The organism is Gulosibacter macacae (assembly GCF_003865375.1).
GTDB lineage: Bacteria > Actinomycetota > Actinomycetes > Actinomycetales > Microbacteriaceae > Gulosibacter > Gulosibacter macacae.
Genome location: NZ_RQVS01000023.1, coordinates 1 through 16,274, shown reverse-complemented (window position 1 = coordinate 16,274; position 16,274 = coordinate 1). Strand labels below are relative to the sequence as shown.

General features: G+C 63.9%; 11 protein-coding genes. 9 read left to right on the top strand and 2 right to left on the bottom strand.

The window, feature by feature from the left end; translation table 11 throughout:
- The first annotated feature begins 17 nt into the window (after window positions 1-17).
- The 9 genes from EG850_RS12545 (at window position 18) to EG850_RS12510 (ending at window position 14,556) form a co-directional block, all read left to right on the top strand.
- On the top strand, window positions 18-512 hold the full coding sequence (locus EG850_RS12545) for a hypothetical protein (protein WP_124973997.1): 495 nt from the start codon (window positions 18-20) through the stop codon (window positions 510-512).
- Entirely contained in the window at window positions 509-1,978 is a 1,470-nt protein-coding gene (locus EG850_RS12540) for a TraC family protein (RefSeq protein WP_124973995.1), read from the top strand. The genes EG850_RS12545 and EG850_RS12540 overlap by 4 nt, the downstream gene beginning before the upstream one ends.
- 139 nt (window positions 1,979-2,117) lie before the next feature.
- Window positions 2,118-5,102 (top strand): hypothetical protein, encoded by a 2,985-nt coding sequence (locus tag EG850_RS12535; protein WP_185715074.1) that lies wholly within the window; start codon window positions 2,118-2,120, stop codon window positions 5,100-5,102.
- A gap of 174 nt (window positions 5,103-5,276) precedes the next feature.
- The gene (locus EG850_RS12530) at window positions 5,277-5,807 is read left to right on the top strand and encodes a hypothetical protein (RefSeq protein ID WP_124973993.1); all 531 of its coding nucleotides are present in this window, start codon (window positions 5,277-5,279) and stop codon (window positions 5,805-5,807) included.
- Window positions 5,804-7,588, top strand: a complete 1,785-nt coding sequence (locus tag EG850_RS12525; protein ID WP_124973991.1) for a type IV secretory system conjugative DNA transfer family protein — start codon at window positions 5,804-5,806, stop codon at window positions 7,586-7,588. The genes EG850_RS12530 and EG850_RS12525 overlap by 4 nt, the downstream gene beginning before the upstream one ends.
- 107 nt (window positions 7,589-7,695) lie before the next feature.
- Window positions 7,696-8,250 carry a hypothetical protein gene (locus EG850_RS13600; protein ID WP_235829337.1) on the top strand — a complete coding sequence of 185 codons (555 nt, stop codon included), beginning with the start codon at window positions 7,696-7,698 and terminating at the stop codon, window positions 8,248-8,250.
- Window positions 8,251-8,375: 125 nt separating this feature from the next.
- Window positions 8,376-13,334, top strand: a complete 4,959-nt coding sequence (locus EG850_RS12520) for an SNF2-related protein (protein ID WP_235829335.1) — start codon at window positions 8,376-8,378, stop codon at window positions 13,332-13,334.
- A 74-nt stretch (window positions 13,335-13,408) separates the two neighbouring features.
- Window positions 13,409-13,927: a single-stranded DNA-binding protein gene (locus tag EG850_RS12515; RefSeq protein WP_124973987.1), complete on the top strand. Its 519-nt coding sequence runs from the start codon at window positions 13,409-13,411 to the stop codon at window positions 13,925-13,927.
- A gap of 122 nt (window positions 13,928-14,049) precedes the next feature.
- A complete protein-coding gene (locus EG850_RS12510) occupies window positions 14,050-14,556 on the top strand; it encodes a hypothetical protein (protein WP_235829333.1) in 507 nt (168 codons plus the stop codon).
- Window positions 14,557-14,636: 80 nt separating this feature from the next.
- Here the strand turns inward: EG850_RS12510 and EG850_RS12505 are convergent, their stop codons facing one another.
- Both EG850_RS12505 and EG850_RS12500 read right to left on the bottom strand, forming a co-directional pair.
- Window positions 14,637-15,818, bottom strand: a complete 1,182-nt coding sequence (locus tag EG850_RS12505) for a tyrosine-type recombinase/integrase (protein WP_124973985.1) — start codon at window positions 15,816-15,818, stop codon at window positions 14,637-14,639.
- A 4-nt stretch (window positions 15,819-15,822) separates the two neighbouring features.
- Window positions 15,823-16,050, bottom strand: coding sequence for a helix-turn-helix transcriptional regulator (locus EG850_RS12500; RefSeq protein WP_124973983.1), 228 nt, complete (start codon window positions 16,048-16,050; stop codon window positions 15,823-15,825).
- Between the last annotated feature and the right edge of the window lie 224 nt (window positions 16,051-16,274).

Below are 16,274 nucleotides of genomic sequence, written 5' to 3'. Positions count from 1 at the left end.
CTGATTGGACACCACTGATGCCTGAATATGAGACCCCGCGCGAAGCGGCGACCGCCGCCTACGATGCACTCCGTTACCTCGCGCACACCGTTCGTGACACCCCACTCCGCGAACTCTACGATCTGAACCGTGAACTGCTCGGCATCTCTCGGCTGCTGCCCGACGTGTTCAGGAGTTTCGCGTCGCGTGCGATCGCTCGGAACGATGAGGCGATCATCCGAACCGGCGGCACCATCGTCTCTGGTGTCGCGGTGATCGAAGAAGCAGCCCGTGACCTTCTCCAAGCCGCAGAGTTTGTCGACCGTGCCGAGACCCGCCTGGGTCGCACCTCCGAACACCTCTCGCTCCTTGAATGGCCGACCCCACATCGCCCCGATGCTCCGCCCGCTGCGAGCGTCACCACGCATCTCAGGCCGGAGCCGCTCGATTCGGGCACCCTTGCGCCCAAAGCCGCGCACGGCCTTTCCCGCACGGCCGCACCGCAGAGCCTCGATGCGGGGTTGTCGCGGTGAGTGACGAGGAGCGTCTGCACGCGAGCGTGCTCGTCGCCCCGACCGCCGAGCGTCGACGCTTGAAGAAAGCCAGACGCCGGGCGGCTGCGCAGCTTCGCTACGAGGCGCGCGCCCGTGAAGATGCCGAACTGCGAGCCAGGCGCGAGGCCGAACGGGAGGAGCGCCGGAACACGGTCTATCTCCCCGCAGCGGGCGAGCCGTATCCTGAGTCGCTGCGCACTCCTGGCAGGTTTCGGTTGCCGAAGCATCAAGACACGACGGCGACGCTCGGGGCGCAGTACCCGTTCCTTGCCGAGGTCGGCCTCGGCTCAGACGGTGCGTTCATCGGGCAGGATCTCTACTCCGGTGCCTCGTTCGTGTATGACCCGTGGACGCTCTACCAGCGCGGCCTCATCACCGCCCCGAACATTGTGATCGCGGGAATCGTGGGCAGCGGCAAGTCGGCGCTCGTGAAATCGCTCTACACGAGAGCGCTGCCGTTCGGGCGCAGAGTCTATGTGCCCGGCGATCCGAAAGGCGAGCACTCTCCCGTCGCTGAGCTGGTCGGCGGGCGCGCGATCATTCTTGGACGTGGCCTGCCACACCGCCTCAATCCGCTCGATGAGGGTTATCGTGCGGCAGGGATCAGCGATCAAGACTGGGCGGCTCAGGTCACCGCGCGTCGCCGTGAACTCGTCGGCGCACTTGCAGAAACTATGCTCTCCCGCCCCCTCACCCCACTGGAACACACCAGCATTGACCACGCGCTTGGCGCGGTGATGCGTGAGCACGGCACGCCCATCCTGCCGCAAGTGGTCGACCGTATCCTCGAGCCTGGCAGCGACGCTGACGGCAGACTCAAAGAAGACGGCCGACATTTGGGTCACGCGCTCAGGCGACTCGTCGCGGGCGACCTGCAGGGCATCTTCGACGGGCCATCGACCGTCCGCTTCGATCCGTCGCTGCCAATGGTGAGCCTCGACCTGTCGCGCATGGTCGAAAACTCCGCACTGACCTCAGTGCTCATGACTTGCTCGTCTGCGTGGATGGAGGGTGCGCTGCTCGATCCGGCAGGCGGGCAGCGGTATGTGATCTACGACGAAGCCTGGCGGCTCATGGCCTACCCCTCACTGCTTCGACGCATGGACAGCCAGTGGAGACTCGCGAGACATTACGGCATCGCCAACGTCTTGGTGTTCCACAAGCTCTCAGACCTCGACAACGTAGGCGATAGTGGCTCCGCTATGCGCGCGCTTGCATCGTCGCTGCTCGCAAACGCCGAGACACGGGTGATCTATCGGCAGGAGCCCGACCAGCTGGGCGCGACCGCAAAGGCGCTGGGGCTGACTCGCACCGAACAGTCGTTGTTGCCGGGTCTCGGTGTCGGACAAGGGCTGTGGAAGATCAAGGGCAGGAGCTTCGTTTCGCAGCACCAACTGCATCCTGCCGAGCTCGAAGCGTTCGACACCACCACCCGCATGGGCTGAAAATCCTCGTCTCCGCGAACGGTCTGAGAAGTGCTGCGCTTCTCAGACCGTTTCTTCGTGCTCGGGGTTCCTGTCTTACCTCGCTGTCGGGTCATCGCCGTATTGCGGGGCCTGTCAACACAGGAGTCAGGAGCGATCTATGTCTTATACGTCCACCCGCCCACCGGATGATCGGCCGAGGGTCGATCCCCAGGAGCGAAGATTCCGAGCACAGTTCGCCACCTTGCTGCTGGCGTTGCTGATGCTCGTGTCGAGCCTCGTCATGATGCCTGCCCCGGCTGCGCAGGCCGCGACCCTGGGTGTCGGGTATGGGAATGAGCAGTTGTGGCTCGGTTCGTTCTCCTCGCACGGCCGTCAGGCGTACTGCATGGACATCGACGCGCTGCCGCCCTACGGGAACACCGAGCATCCCGAGCTGAAGACCACCCTCGACAATCTCTCCGAGGGGCAACTCGCGCAGCTGAACTATGTGATGGCGACCTGGGGTGAATCGTCAGACCCGGCGATCACGGCTGCGGTGCAACTGTTCGTGTGGGATGTCGCCGATCACGACACCTATGCCGCGCGCGGCGGTGAGGCGCACTTCATCGAGCGCGTACCGGCTGGTGCACGGTCGACGGTGCTCGGAAACCTCGCAGTGATGCGGCAGGCTGCCGCCGAGAACGCGGTGGCGAAGCCGTCCGCGTCGATGAGTATCGAGATGAGCGACCAGTACCAGGGTCGCCTCACGATCAGTACGACGCCGGGATCGCTGACGGGCGCAGTGACGCTCACCAATGCGACGTTTGCGAACGGTGCGACGACGGCGACACTCGGTGCGGGCACGCACGCGATCACCGGCACCCCTGCTGAGGGTGCGCCGGAGTACCGTGTGAGTGCGTCGTTCTCGTCTCAGGCTGCGGGGCTGGGTGCCGGGGTGGATATGTTCTACACTCCCGGCGAGCAGCGGATTCTCGCAGCAGCGAGCTTCGAGCCGGTGAAAGCCGCCGCCCAGTCACCCGTGATCGCGCTCGATTTCCAGCCCGAGCTGACCACGCAGGTCGCATCGAAGTTCGTACAGGCGGGCGACCAGTTCGTTGACGGCGTGAATGTGACGGTGACGAAGCACTCGTGGATTCGCATCAACGGTTCCCCGATCCCGGTCGAGGCCGTCGGTACGCTCTACGGCCCGTTCGACGCGCAGCCCGCCGAGGCGAACGCGCCGCCGAGCGGTGCGCCTGTCGCGGGCACGGAGAAGCTCACCCTGACCGGCCCCGGCAACTACACGTCGCCGGGCACGATCACCGCTCCCGAGTCGGGTTTCTACACTTGGGTCTGGTCGATCGACAAGGACCCTCAGGGCGACAACGCGAAGTACCTCACCGACTCGTTCACTGACCGCTTCGGTCTCGTGCCGGAGACGTCGGTGGTGCCATTCCAACCCGAGGCGGTCTCGCGCGCTGACCAGCGGCTCGTGAACCCCGGCGACACGGTGACCGACACGATCACCGTGTCCTCGAGCAATGGGGTCTGGCTGAAGCACAACGGCGAGCACATCCCCGTGATCTTCGAGGGCACCGCCTATCAGGTGCCCCGCACGCTGCCGCCCGTACAGGCCGGCCAAGTGCCCGCCGATGCGCGAGCGATCGAGACGGTCACAATCACCGCGACCGGCCCCGGCGCCTACACCAGCCCCGAGATCGTTCTGCCGAACGCGGGGTTTGTGACCTGGGTGTGGGAGATGAAGCGCGCTGACCAGCCCGAATGGGTGCGCCCCTACCTCGCCGCCGATTGGGCCGATGACTACGGCATCAACATCGAAACGCACTCAGTCAGGTGGCCGATCAAGATCGTGTCCGAGGTCAAGGAGTTCAACGTGCATCTCAAAGGCGGTCGCGCGTTCGACCGGATCGAGATGAGCGGGTTCCCCGAGAATCACGGCGAGTTCGAGGGCGACGGCTACTGGGGTGCCGACCATGATGAGGTCGTGCACACCGTGTACGGGCCGTTCAAAACCGAGGACGAGCTGACCGATGACCTCGACCTCGAGGATGCCCCGGTGCTCACGTCGATCACGACGCCCGCCAGGAACGGCAGCTACCATCTCGGGTACACGGATGAGGATGCGATTAAGCCGGTGAAGCCCGGCTACTACGTCATCGTGTCGCATTTCGCGGGCGATGACCGGGCGCAGCCGCACACGACTTCGCCGGGCGATATTCGGGAGCGGTTCTTCGCGCCCGATGATCGGCAGCCGGTGTCAGTGATCACGCAGGCCACCCCGGAGGCGCGCGTCGGTGAACCGTTCGAGGATCTCGCGCTCGTGCAGGGCACCGACATCCCTGAAGGCGCGTATCTCGTGTTCCGGGCGCATGGCCCGGTCGATCCCGAGGCTGAGCCACAGTGCGAGGCCCCGTTCTACACGAGCGAGCAGATTCCTGTCACCCAGGCGGGTGTCTACCGCTCCGGCACCACGAGCGTCGACCAGCCCGGCCATGTCTACTGGGTCGAGACCCTGTACGACAAGGACGGCGAAGTGATCGCCGAGGGGCGCTGCGGTGCTCCGGGTGAGACCACCGTGGTCACCGGACAGCCCGAGGAAGTGACCGTGGTCACGAACGCGGTGCCCGAGGTGCTGCTCGGTGATCCCGCGCACGATGTCGCGACCGTCACAGGGAAGGTGCCCGAGGGTTCCACGCTGAAGTTCGAGGCGTACCGGCAGGACGGCAGCGAGGCGCTCTGCACCGCAGACGAGCTGGTCTTCACCTCCGAGACCATCGAGGTCGACGGGCCGGGCGACTACCGCTCGAACGATGTGGAGTTTGATCGCGTCGGCACCTACTACTGGGTGGAGACCTTGTACGGCCCCGACGGTGACGTGCTGCATCGTGGCCAGTGCGGTGCCCCGAACGAGACCACCAAGGTCGTGACCGAGCTGACCGCTCCGCCTGAGCTCGCGGTGACCGACAGCGACAACGGCGGCATGTGGGCTCTCGGCATCGGCGCGGGCGTCGCGATCCTCGCCGCAGCGGGCGTGATGTTGTTCGGGCGTCGCCTCGCTCAGCAGCGCGAACGCGAAGCCGCAGCCGAAGACCCCACTGGTACTGATGGAAAGGAGAACGAACTCGACGAACTCATGAACTAAGCATCCCCAACCCCCAGCGGGAGGCGCAGCCGAAACTCGGTTGCGCCTCCCGTCTGTGTTGCATCGGCACTCCCGCTCTTCGGGTTCGGGTCTGCCGTCGCACATGCCTGGCATGAGATGTCACAGCCCCCTGTTCTTCCCTGCCCGTCGTGCTTCCGAACGGATGGTGTTCGGGTGAAGCGGCACAGTGCGAAGCCCACCCCACAAGCCGCCGCTGGTGCTCCGGTTCGGTTGCCGCTCGTGCAGATGAGCGTGCGGCCCGATGGGGCGATGACGGTGCTGCTCGACGGGCAAGTGTACGAGCCGCCGCCGTATGCTCCAGCCTGGCGCAGGGAGGCGTTCTCGGCAGTGCTCGAAGCTATCACCACGAGCCTGGGCACAGCGGTCAAGGTCACCGTCACCGAGTACGACGGCGCAAGATTCACTGATGTCGTGATGCCGCCGCGCGCCCCAACCGCACATCCGGTCGCTCCCGTGTCTGATCCGGTGCCGGTCATGCAAGCGCCTCCGGTGCCGGTGCAGGGGCATGGGTTTCTCGCTGGCGAGGATGTCGCGATCGCGCCGATCATCGGCTACGGCAGCGCCGCCCCAGACGGGCGAGTCAACGCGGTTGTGGCGCAGGATCAGATACCGGCGAACGTGCAGGAGATGCTGCTGGTTGGGCGCGTCTCGGGCACCATGCAACTCGTTCGGGCCACACCATGAACCGGCAAGTCGGCGGGTACGGGCACGAGCTGACCAACTTCGCGATGATCGGCCTCGCCGCCTTGTTCGCGCTCGCACTCGTGCTGCGTGCCGCTGGCACCATCACCGCGTGGGCGACCGGCCTCCCTGCGCCGGAGGCTGGGATCGCGGCAGGGGTCGGAGTGCTCTTCACTCCCGGTGACCCAGGTACGCCGCTCGGCGCGCCAAGGCTGAACCCGGTCGCGTACTGGCTCGTCACCGCCGTCTTTCTGGGGCTCATCTCCGGCATCGCATTGTGGGTGTGGACGCTCGTGCGTCGCGGCCAGAAAAGACGAGAGGCAGACCCTCGCAGGATCGTCGGTGTTGCGACCCGTGCAGACATCGAGGCACAAGCATCCGAGAGAGCGCTCATGCGCCGCGCCACAAACCTGCGCTCCACGCTCGCCACTCCCCAGCCGTCAGACGTTGGCTACCGTCTCGGTTCCGCCCACGGCAAACCTGTGTGGGCGTCGGTCGAAGACTCGATGCTCGTGCTCGGCCCGCCCCGCTCTGGAAAGGGGTTGCATCTCGCGATCAACATGATCCTTGATGCGCCGGGCGCGGTGGTCACGACGTCGACTCGCCCGGACAATGTGACGGCGACGCTCGAGGTGCGCAGGCGAGGCGACCGGCCGGTGGCGGTGTTCGATCCGCAACGTCTCGCCGATGGTATTCCTGCGGGAATGCGATGGTCGCCGGTTCGGGGCTGCACCGACCCGCTCACCGCGATGATCCGCGCCACCGGCCTCGCTTCCGCGACCGGGCTGGCTTCTGGCGATACCGAGAATGGTGGCTTCTGGGAGGCGAAGACTCGGGTGGCGTTGCAGTCACTGCTGCACGCTGCCGCGCTCGACGAGCGGCCCACTTCTGAGCTGTTCAGGTGGACGCTCGATCCCGCCGCCGCTGCTGAGGCCGTCACGATCCTTGAAAGCACCCCGCTTGCGGCGTCGGGGTGGGCTGACGCGCTCGGCGGCGTGATCGACGCTGACCCGAGAACACGCGATAGCATCTGGCAGGGTGTAGCGCTCAGTCTCGCCGCGCTCGCAGACCCCCGAGTGCTCGATACCGTCTCACCCAGCCCTGGGGAAGAGTTCAACCCGGCGCAGTTCCTCGCGGATCGGGGCACCCTGTATCTGCTTGCGACCGGAGCCGGGGCTGGCGCGTCGGCATCGCTTGTCGCGGCGCTTGTGGAAGACATCGTGGAGACCGCCCGCCGCCTGGCGGCGGTCTCTGCAGGTGCCCGGCTTGATCCGCCGCTCGCGTTGGTGCTCGATGAGATAGCGAACATTGCCCCGTTGCCGTCGCTTCCGACGCTCATGGCTGAGGGCGGTGGCACCGGCATTACGACGGTGCCGATCCTGCAATCGCTCGCGCAGGCGCGCGAGAAATGGGGTGACAACTCCGCGAACGCGATCTGGGATGCGTCGATCGTGAAAGTGATCCTCGGTGGCGCGTCGAACACGCGCGACCTGCAAGACCTCAGCACATTGCTCGGGGAACGCGACGAGCACACCGATTCGATCACGATGGGCGCTTACGGTGAGCGTTCATCTCAGCGGTCGATCCGCAGGGTACCGATCATGCCGCCAGAGAAGCTGCGCACGATCCCGTTTGGCACGGGCGTGACGCTGCTGCGTGCCGCACCCCCGATCATCACCGATCTACGGCCTTGGACAGCCCGTAACGATGCGGCACAGCTTCGCTCGGATCGGGCGCGGCTCGAATCCACCTTGAGAGGCGGTGCTTCCGATGGCGAGGCGTAGACGGCAGCCGCCACCAGATCAGCTTGAGCTCGACCTCTGGGGCCTGGACGAAACAATCGCTGACGCACATATTGCCGAAGCTGGCACACGAGAAGCAGGTGGGAGAAATGACGCACTACGCGCACCGGATCAGGGCACATTGGGAGAGGTACGCCCCGTACCACATGAAGACTTTGGCGGCTTCGAGCGAGGATCTGGAGACACTCTTTTCGGAGATTGGAACCGAAGTGCTGGGCGAAGTGAGTTCGCTGAGCGAGGACATGGCGCGCGTGATGCTGGCGGAAATGCCCGAAGCGAGGGAGGATTATCTTACCCAGGTCGCACTGCTGGCCACGGCCCGGAAGATAGCGGAGGAGATCGCCATGACTCATCAACTCGCATGGATGAGCGATCCCTCGCTGACGCTGACCGAGGCTCGGCAGGAGTGGGAGGACACCCGGCCGATGGACGAGGGGCTGATGATGATCGTCTATCGGATTCAGGACTGCCCGTACCCGATCTACTCGACGGAGGACCTGGAAGAGATAGCTCAGGAGTGGGCCATCCCGATGTGGTTCTTCGAGGGCCTGATCGGATCGGAGAACCCCTACCGCTACCTGGAGCAGCATCAGGGGATCATGGAAGAAGCAGCGAACATTCGCTTCCTCCGCGAAGTCCAGTAGCCGAGACCCCCGAGCCAGCACCGCCTCACCAGACTGCACCCCGGTTTGTGCCGGGTGCGGTCGAGGCTCGCCCGCCGAGCGGCGCGAAAAGCCGCTACCATGCGAACGTCGCCGCTATCCGGTTATTGCGGCAGCTTGAAGTGGAGCAACGGCCGGCCACGGAGGCTGAGCAGACGGTGCTCGCGCGCTGGTCGAGCTGGGGTGCGGTTGCAGACGTTTTCGATACGTCGAAACCGGAATGGGAGAAAGAGCGCGCCGAACTGCGTGAACTGCTCAGTGAAGACGAGTGGCGGGCTGCGGCCCGCACGACGATGAACGCGCACTACACCGACCCCGATGTCGTGCGTGAGATATGGCGGGCACTCGGAGACCTCGGTTTCACGGGCGGTCGCGTACTCGAACCCGGTAGCGGCTCCGGTACATTCATCGGCCTCGCACTCGAAGGCGCCCATGCGACTGGCGTAGAGCTTGACCCGATGACGGCAGCGATCAGCCGCGCACTCTACCCCGACGCAGATATTCGCACCGAGTCGTTCGCAGACTCCCGATTCCCCGAGGGCACATTCGACCTCGCGGTGGGCAACGTGCCCTACGGGAAGATCCAGCTGCATGACCGGGTGTACAACGCCTCTGAGTATGCGATCCACAATCACTTCATCATCAAGTCGCTGAGGCTCTTGCGGCCCGGCGGGCTGATGGCGGTACTCACCTCCTTTTACACGCTCGACGCCAGAAGCCCTGGCCCACGTCGGGAGATGAACGCGGTCGCTGACCTCATCGGCGCGGTCAGGATGCCGAGCGGCGCGCACCGCAGGATCGCAGGCACCGAGATCGTTACCGACCTCTTACTGTTCCGTCGCCGCGCAGACGGTGAACCACCGCGCGACCTCACCTGGGAGACGGTGACACAACTCGACTTCGACGGGAAACCGTTGAACCTGAACCGCTACTTTGACGAGCACCCGGAGATGGTGCTCGGTGACATCGGGATGCAGCACGGCCTCTACTCGGCACTCACCCTCGTTGTGAAAGGCGACCACGAGCACGCCGCCGAGCACCTGCGGAACGCACTCGAACAGCTGACGTTCCAGGCACGTCGTGAGGGATTGACGCTGACCGAGGCAGCACCGGAGGTCGAGGCGCGGCGCGCGGCATTCGTGCCATCGGAGCCTGGCCGCTGGGATGGGTCAATCGTGCCGCACGACAATGGCAGCTTCGGCGTGGTCGTCGCAGGCGCAGTCGTGCCGTTCGCCGTACCGAAGTCAGCGACACGAGAGCTACGAGCGCTACTCAGTTTGCGGGATCAAGCGTCGACGCTGCTCACGATGGAGGCGTACTCGCTCGATGACACCCCTGAACTCGATCAGGCACGCGAGCAGCTATGTCGCTCCTACCAGAAGTATGTAGGCGTCTATGGGGCGCTGAATCGCTACAAGCTGCGCAGTACCGGGCGATTCGATGAGGACGGCAACCCGAAGTACGCGCGCACGGTTCCTACCCCGATCAGGCTGCTGCGCAGCGACCCGTTCGGGCCGCTCGTGCTCGCGCTTGAGAACTCCGAGGAAACCACTCAAGAGGCGACTCCGGCGACGTTGCTGAGCGAGCGGGTCGTGGTGCCTCGACCTGAGATTCAAGGGGTGGAGACCCCTGCGGACGCGGTGGCGGTGAGTCTCGACCGTACCGGCGGGATTGACCTGATCCTGATCGCTGATCTGCTCGGCATGAGCGAGCACGAGGCTCGCGGCGCGCTCGACGGCCTGGTGTTCACCGATCCGGTGACCGATGAGCTGATCCATGCCCCGGCGTACCTTTCGGGTGACATCTACAAAAAGCTCGACGCTGCCCGTCAGCGTGCAGAGCGTGATCCCGAGTTCTCGGTGAACATCACCGCGCTGGAACAGGTGAAACCTGAACCGCTCGGTGCTGAAGACATCACGCCGAGGATCGGAGCGGTGTGGATCAGCGCGCAGATTCACCAGCAGTTCCTCACCGAGCTTCTGCAGGCCCGTGATGTCGTGGTCGAGAACCCGGTGCCAGGCATGTGGCAGGTGAAGGGCGGCAGGCACGGTATGCGATCAACCTCTGAATGGGGTACCGAGCGTCGCTCCGCGCCCATTCTGCTTGAAGCGCTCGCTGAGCAGCGGCCCATCCTCGTCTACGACACCGAAAAGGACGTGGAGGGCAAAGAACGGCAGGTACTCAACCCCACCGAGACAGCGGCCGCGCAGGAGAAGGCGAACCAGCTACAGGAGCGGTTCGCTGAGTGGGTGTGGGAAGACCCCGAGCGCGCCCGCACCCTGGTAGACGGCTACAACCGCAGGTTCGCGTGCATCGCGCTCCGCGATTACACGAGCGCAGCCGACTATCTCACATTCCCAGGGCTTGCCGCGAACACGATCACGCTGCGCCCGCACCAACGCGCAGCCGTAGCCCGGATGGTCGCAGAACCCTCCGTCGGTCTCTTCCATGAGGTCGGTGCAGGAAAGACCGCTGAGATGGTGTGCGGGGCGATGGAGATGCGACGCATGGGCCTCATCAACAAGCCCGTTGTCTCGGTGCCGAATCATATGTTGGAACAGTTCTCGCGTGAGTGGTTGCAGCTGTATCCGAACGCGAAGATTCTCACAGCCTCGAGCCAGGATGTGACGCGGGATCGGCGGCGCGCGTTCGTCGCGCGAGCAGCGGCGAACGAGTGGGATGCGATCATCATGACGCACTCCGCGTTCGAGCGCGTGCCGCTGCGGGTCGATACTGAGCGCGAGTATCGCGACCGGCAACTCGACGCTCTCCGCACCGCGCTCGAGGGTGCCGACAAGGATGATCGAATCAGTGTGAAGCGGATGCAGCGCGCCCTCACAATGGCCGAGGAACGCCTCAAGAAGCTCGCAGACAAACCCCGCGATCCGGGCATCAACTTCGAGGACACGGGCATTGACTACGTCATCGTTGACGAGGCGCACCTGTTCAAGAACCTTGCCACACCGTCGAACATTCGAGACGCCTCGATCACCGGGTCAGAGCGCGCTTCCGATCTTCACATGAAGCTCGAGTATCTCCGTTCGACGGGGAAGACAAGGATCGTGACCGCTGCGACGGCGACGCCAATCTCGAACTCCATCACCGAAGCGTATGTGATGCAGCGCTACCTGCGCCCAGACCTGTTCCATGCTGCCGGAATCGGTGAGAGCTTCGACGCATGGGCGGCGACCTTTGGCGAGACAGTCACGCAGATGGAGATGTCTCCTACGGGAGCATCGTTCAGGATGAAAACGCGGTTCGCGAAGTTTCAAAATGTGCCGGAGATGCTCAGGATGTGGAGCACGTTCGCTGATGTGAAGACCGCCGAGGATCTGAAGCTCCCCGTTCCCGACATTCGTATTCGCGACGATGGCAACCGTGCCCCGCTCACCAGAGGCGTAGCCCCATCGCCCGAACTGGTGGCGTTCGTGAAGACCCTCGGTGAACGTGCCGAGATGATCGCCTCCGGCAGTGTTGACCCGCGCGAGGACAACATGCTCTCGGTCACCAGCGACGGCAGGAAAGCCGCACTCGATATGCGGCTGATCGTCTCTGACCATCCCTCCGGCCCTACCAAGGTCGACGTCGCGGCCGACATGATCTTCCGCACCTGGGAGAACACCCGAGATACCGAGTACCTCGATACGGTGACCGGTGAGCCATCGCCGATCAAAGGTGCGATGCAATTGGTATTCTCCGACCTCTCGACACCGAACAAGGAGCGGTGGAATGTGTACGAGGAACTGCGCACCCAACTCATCTACCGTGGGATGCCTGCCGAGGGTATCCGGTTCATTCACGAGGCCCGCAACGACCTCGAGAAAGGTCGCCTGTTCGCGGCTGCCCGCGCCGGACACATCTCTGTACTTCTCGGTTCCACCGAACGCATGGGCGTCGGCACGAACGTTCAAGCACGAGCCATCGCGCTCTATCACCTCGACTGCCCTTGGCGACCCTCTGATATTGCGCAACGCGAGGGCCGGATTCTGCGGCAAGGCAACCAGAATGAGGAAGTCGCAATCGTCAGGCTCGTCACCGAGCGTTCTTTCGACTCGTATATGTGGCAGGGCGTTGAGCGTAAAGCGAAGTTCATTTCACAGGTGATGCGCGGCAGGCTGGACGTACGCGAGATCGAAGAAATCGACTCAGCCTCGCTCACCGCTGCCGAGGCGAAAGCCATCTCGTCCGGCAACCCACTGTTGCTCGATCAGGCCAATCTTCAGAGTGAAGTTACCCGGCTGCGACGACTCGACCGGGCGCACCAGAACAACGAGCGGATGCTCGAATACACCCGTTCCCAGGCAGTTCAAGACGCTGCCCGTGCTGCCGATGACATCGACGGGACACGGGCAGCGATCCCGAACATGATCGACACCACGGCCGAGAAGTTCCGCATCACGATCCAAGGCCGCTTCTACGATTCGCGTAGCGATGCCGGCCACGCGCTCATGGGATGGGCAAGGCAAGCGAACATGCAATACGCAGGGCGTCACCAAGCACAGGACTACGGCGTGATCGGGCGGATCGGCGGCTTCGACATCAGCTGCGAGCTCGTGCCCGAAATGGCCGGAGACGTGCTCGTGCGTACCAGCTTGCACGGAGTACCGAGGGGATCGTTTACTGTCACCCGAGACTCGTTCCTGCAAGGCGGTGTCGGTCTGATCCAGCGGATCGAGAATCGTATGGCTGCACTCCCGAAGCTGTTGGCCGAAGCCGAACAGGATCTAGCGCGAGCCGAACAGACCCGGCAGGATGCCGAGCAGCGTCTCGGGCAACCGTTCAAGCATGCCCTCGCGCTCTCTGCGGCTGAGGCCGACCTCGAGAAGGTCGAGAAGAAGATCGCCGTTATGCAGCGGCAAACCCCGGAGGAACCCTCCCCAGAGCCTGAGCGGGTCTCGGCTTCGCCGTCTCGCCCGGAACTCACGGTTGAGGCGGTGCGCGCGTATCAGCCACTGGGCGGGGTGCGCTCCGATCCCGAGCAGCAGCGACCCCATGCTCCGGCTGCTGCTCCCAGCGCGTTCGCCCCGGTGCCGCCGAGACCGTCTGGGTTGCAGATCGGGCGGTAATCGCTTCTCGGGGTGGCGACCTCACCTCCTTGTTGCCGCGCGGAGGCGCGGTGCTACAGGCAAGGAGAACCCCAATGAACGACAGCAGCGAACCGGCCCCCGCATCTGAGCCGATCGAAACCCTCGATGCGATCGTCGGGTTCTTTGCAACCGACCCGAAGCCCAGCAAGACCCGCGACGGCGCACCCAAAATCTATGCCCGCTACGGCACCGAGCGATTCGTTCACGATCCCGAGACGGGCAGCACGATCAAGGAAGAGCCAACCTTTCACGCGCTCACCGCGTACTGGGGTGCTGCCGAGACAATCCTCGCTCAGTACCACAAGGGCGACTCGTTCATCGCGCAGGGGGTGGTGCGAGTCAGCGAGCAGACGGGCAAGGAACGCTTCGAGATCAAGCAGATCGGCCACAACACCCGACGCACCCGTTACACGGTCGACCGCAGCCCCCGCACCGAACAGCGTGCGGTAGAGCAGACCGCGATGAGGCAGGCACTCAGCACCGCGCAGGAGCACTCGACGGCAGTTAGCGCGCATCCTGAGCCGCGCCGCACCACGCACATGAACGCGGCATCAGTCGGCGTGAGTCGATGAGCGAGGACGTCATGGATCCGAGTGAACTTCCTCCCGCCCCGGAGGCAGTCGAACCAGATTCATCGGCATCGACATCACGAGAGTTGCCACGTCTCGGTACCCCGGTGAATGCGGGCGGCAGAGTGAGCGCACCTCCGCGACCGATCAACTGGAACCTACTCACCAGCGAACAAGCCGAGATCGAGTGGCTCGAACTCAACAGCTGGGTCTCCTGGCTGAAACTCTCCTACGGTCTCACACCGGCAGTGCTGCCCCCGCTGTGGCACCGACACCCCGAGTTGGTATGGGAACTCTCGGCGCTGCATTGTCACTGGCTCGGTGCCTACGATCCTGAACAGCACGCCAGCGGCCCGATCACCTGGCACCGCGACTTCACTGAAGCTCGGATGCGCCTGCGCGAATGGGTGCAGGCCTCCGGCACCCGCATCGACCGTGACCGCCCCACACGGCAAACCACTTGGCCGGGCGACACCCCGTACCCTGCGGCGGCGGAGGCCCCCATCGTTGACCGCGACTCCGACTTCGTAGAGTTCGTCAAAGCCGATGTGGCTTCGCGCCGTGCCGACGAAGATGCTTACTTCAAGCTTCTCGCTGAAGATGAGTCTTCACGTTCCTGCAACCCCGTGTGAGCCAAGCGACGCCAACTGAACTGCAGAAATGGCTGAGGCCCCGATGTTTGTCTCGGGGCCTCAACCATTCCTCCTGAGTTCTACTCTGGCTTCGCGAATGCACTCTCAAGAATCTCGGCAGTCTTCGCATTCACCATCTGGTTGCGGCGAATGTAGTGCTGGATCGTGATTCTTGGATCAGTGTGCCCGAGCAGTTCGGCGGCAAGTTCCACGTCTGCCGCCTCGCTCACTGCGGTGGCGACGGTTCGGCGGAACATATGCGGAGTGATACCCGAGAGTCCTGCCAGGTTCAAAGCCTGACGAAGTTGACGGCGCACATTCGCCGGAGAGAGCGGAGTGCCCTCGCGAGAGCAGAACAGCAGTGCCTCTCGCGAGGTATCGGTGAGTTTGCTCAGGCGGCTGCGTACTGCTTCGGCAGTGAACGAAGGAATCGCTGCCGTGCGCTTCGACTTCGAGGTCTTCGGATGATCCTGGCGTTGCACCGGCTCACCCTTCGGGCAAACGATCGTGCCCGCAACCTCCATCGTCGGCACAGCCGAAGCCACATCGACATCCATACGCCGGAAAGCCAGCGCCTCTCCGATACGACTGGAAGTGCCCAGCAGCACCTCAACAATCTGCCCAAGCTGACCGTCAGGCTTTGGGCCAGACGATGAAAGGCCAGTTTCCCAATGAGCGATTGCGGCACGCACCGCGTTTACCTCAGCCGGGGTCAACGCATCAGGAGTGTGTTGTGGCTTCCGCAGTTTGGCGATGCCGTCCATCGGGTTACGTGGCAGAACCTCATGCCGCACGGCAAGCCCGAAAGCGAGACGCATGACGTTGCGCGCCTGCTTCGCGCGATTGTAGCTCTGGCGGGCAAGCTGTTTAATGTGCCGGTCACAGCGAGCAACGCCAATCTCCCGCAGCGTGAAGTCTTTGAACGCGGGGAGTACGAGAGTTCGCATGTTCCGCTCGTAGAGCTGCTTGGTGGCCTTGGCAAGATGATCTTCAAGTTCCAGGTCTTCAAGCCAGTAGGTCACGAGTTCAGTAAACGGGCTGTCTGGCGTGAGGGTCAGGTTTGAAGGCTGGAATTGAGTGCGCTCAGCGAGCTTCACCTTAAGCGCAGCCTCGGCAGCTCTCTTCGTAGCAGCGGTGGCCTGCACGGGGCGGGTGACTCCATCCCAATCTCGCATATTTGCGCGCGCCTCAACGCGATTGTTCGGCCTAGAGATGAACCAGATGTCACCGAAGGTACCGATGGGGAGACGTGGCCTGCTCATCAGTTCACCCCCGATCCGATTCGAGGCTGCCGGGATCGCGCTGCGTCTCCATCCAGTTCTGCACATCGGAGAGCGCGAACTTCAGCCGCTTGCCGAAGCGGTAGGCGCGAGGGCCGAGTCCGCGTGCCCTCCAGTCGTAGAGCGTCGAGACCGGAACCCCGAGATAGTCGGCAAGCTCGGTGATGTCGAACAGCGGTTCGAGGGAGCGGTGAGGGGTGGGCTTCGTATCCATGCCAGCGAGGTGCGCTAGTCAGACAAGAAACAGGGTCAACCTGGAGCAACCATTCTCGGTTGGAGAGCCATGCCCCAGGGAGGGTGTCGGGATCGGGTTTTACATGGGTTTTACGTGGACGGTTCAATTTCAGAAACCTCAAAGGCCGCGGAAACCGTTGAGTTTCCGCGGCCTAGTGGTCGGGATGACAGTGTCTGGTTTCACGACATCGTTCCCACCCCACT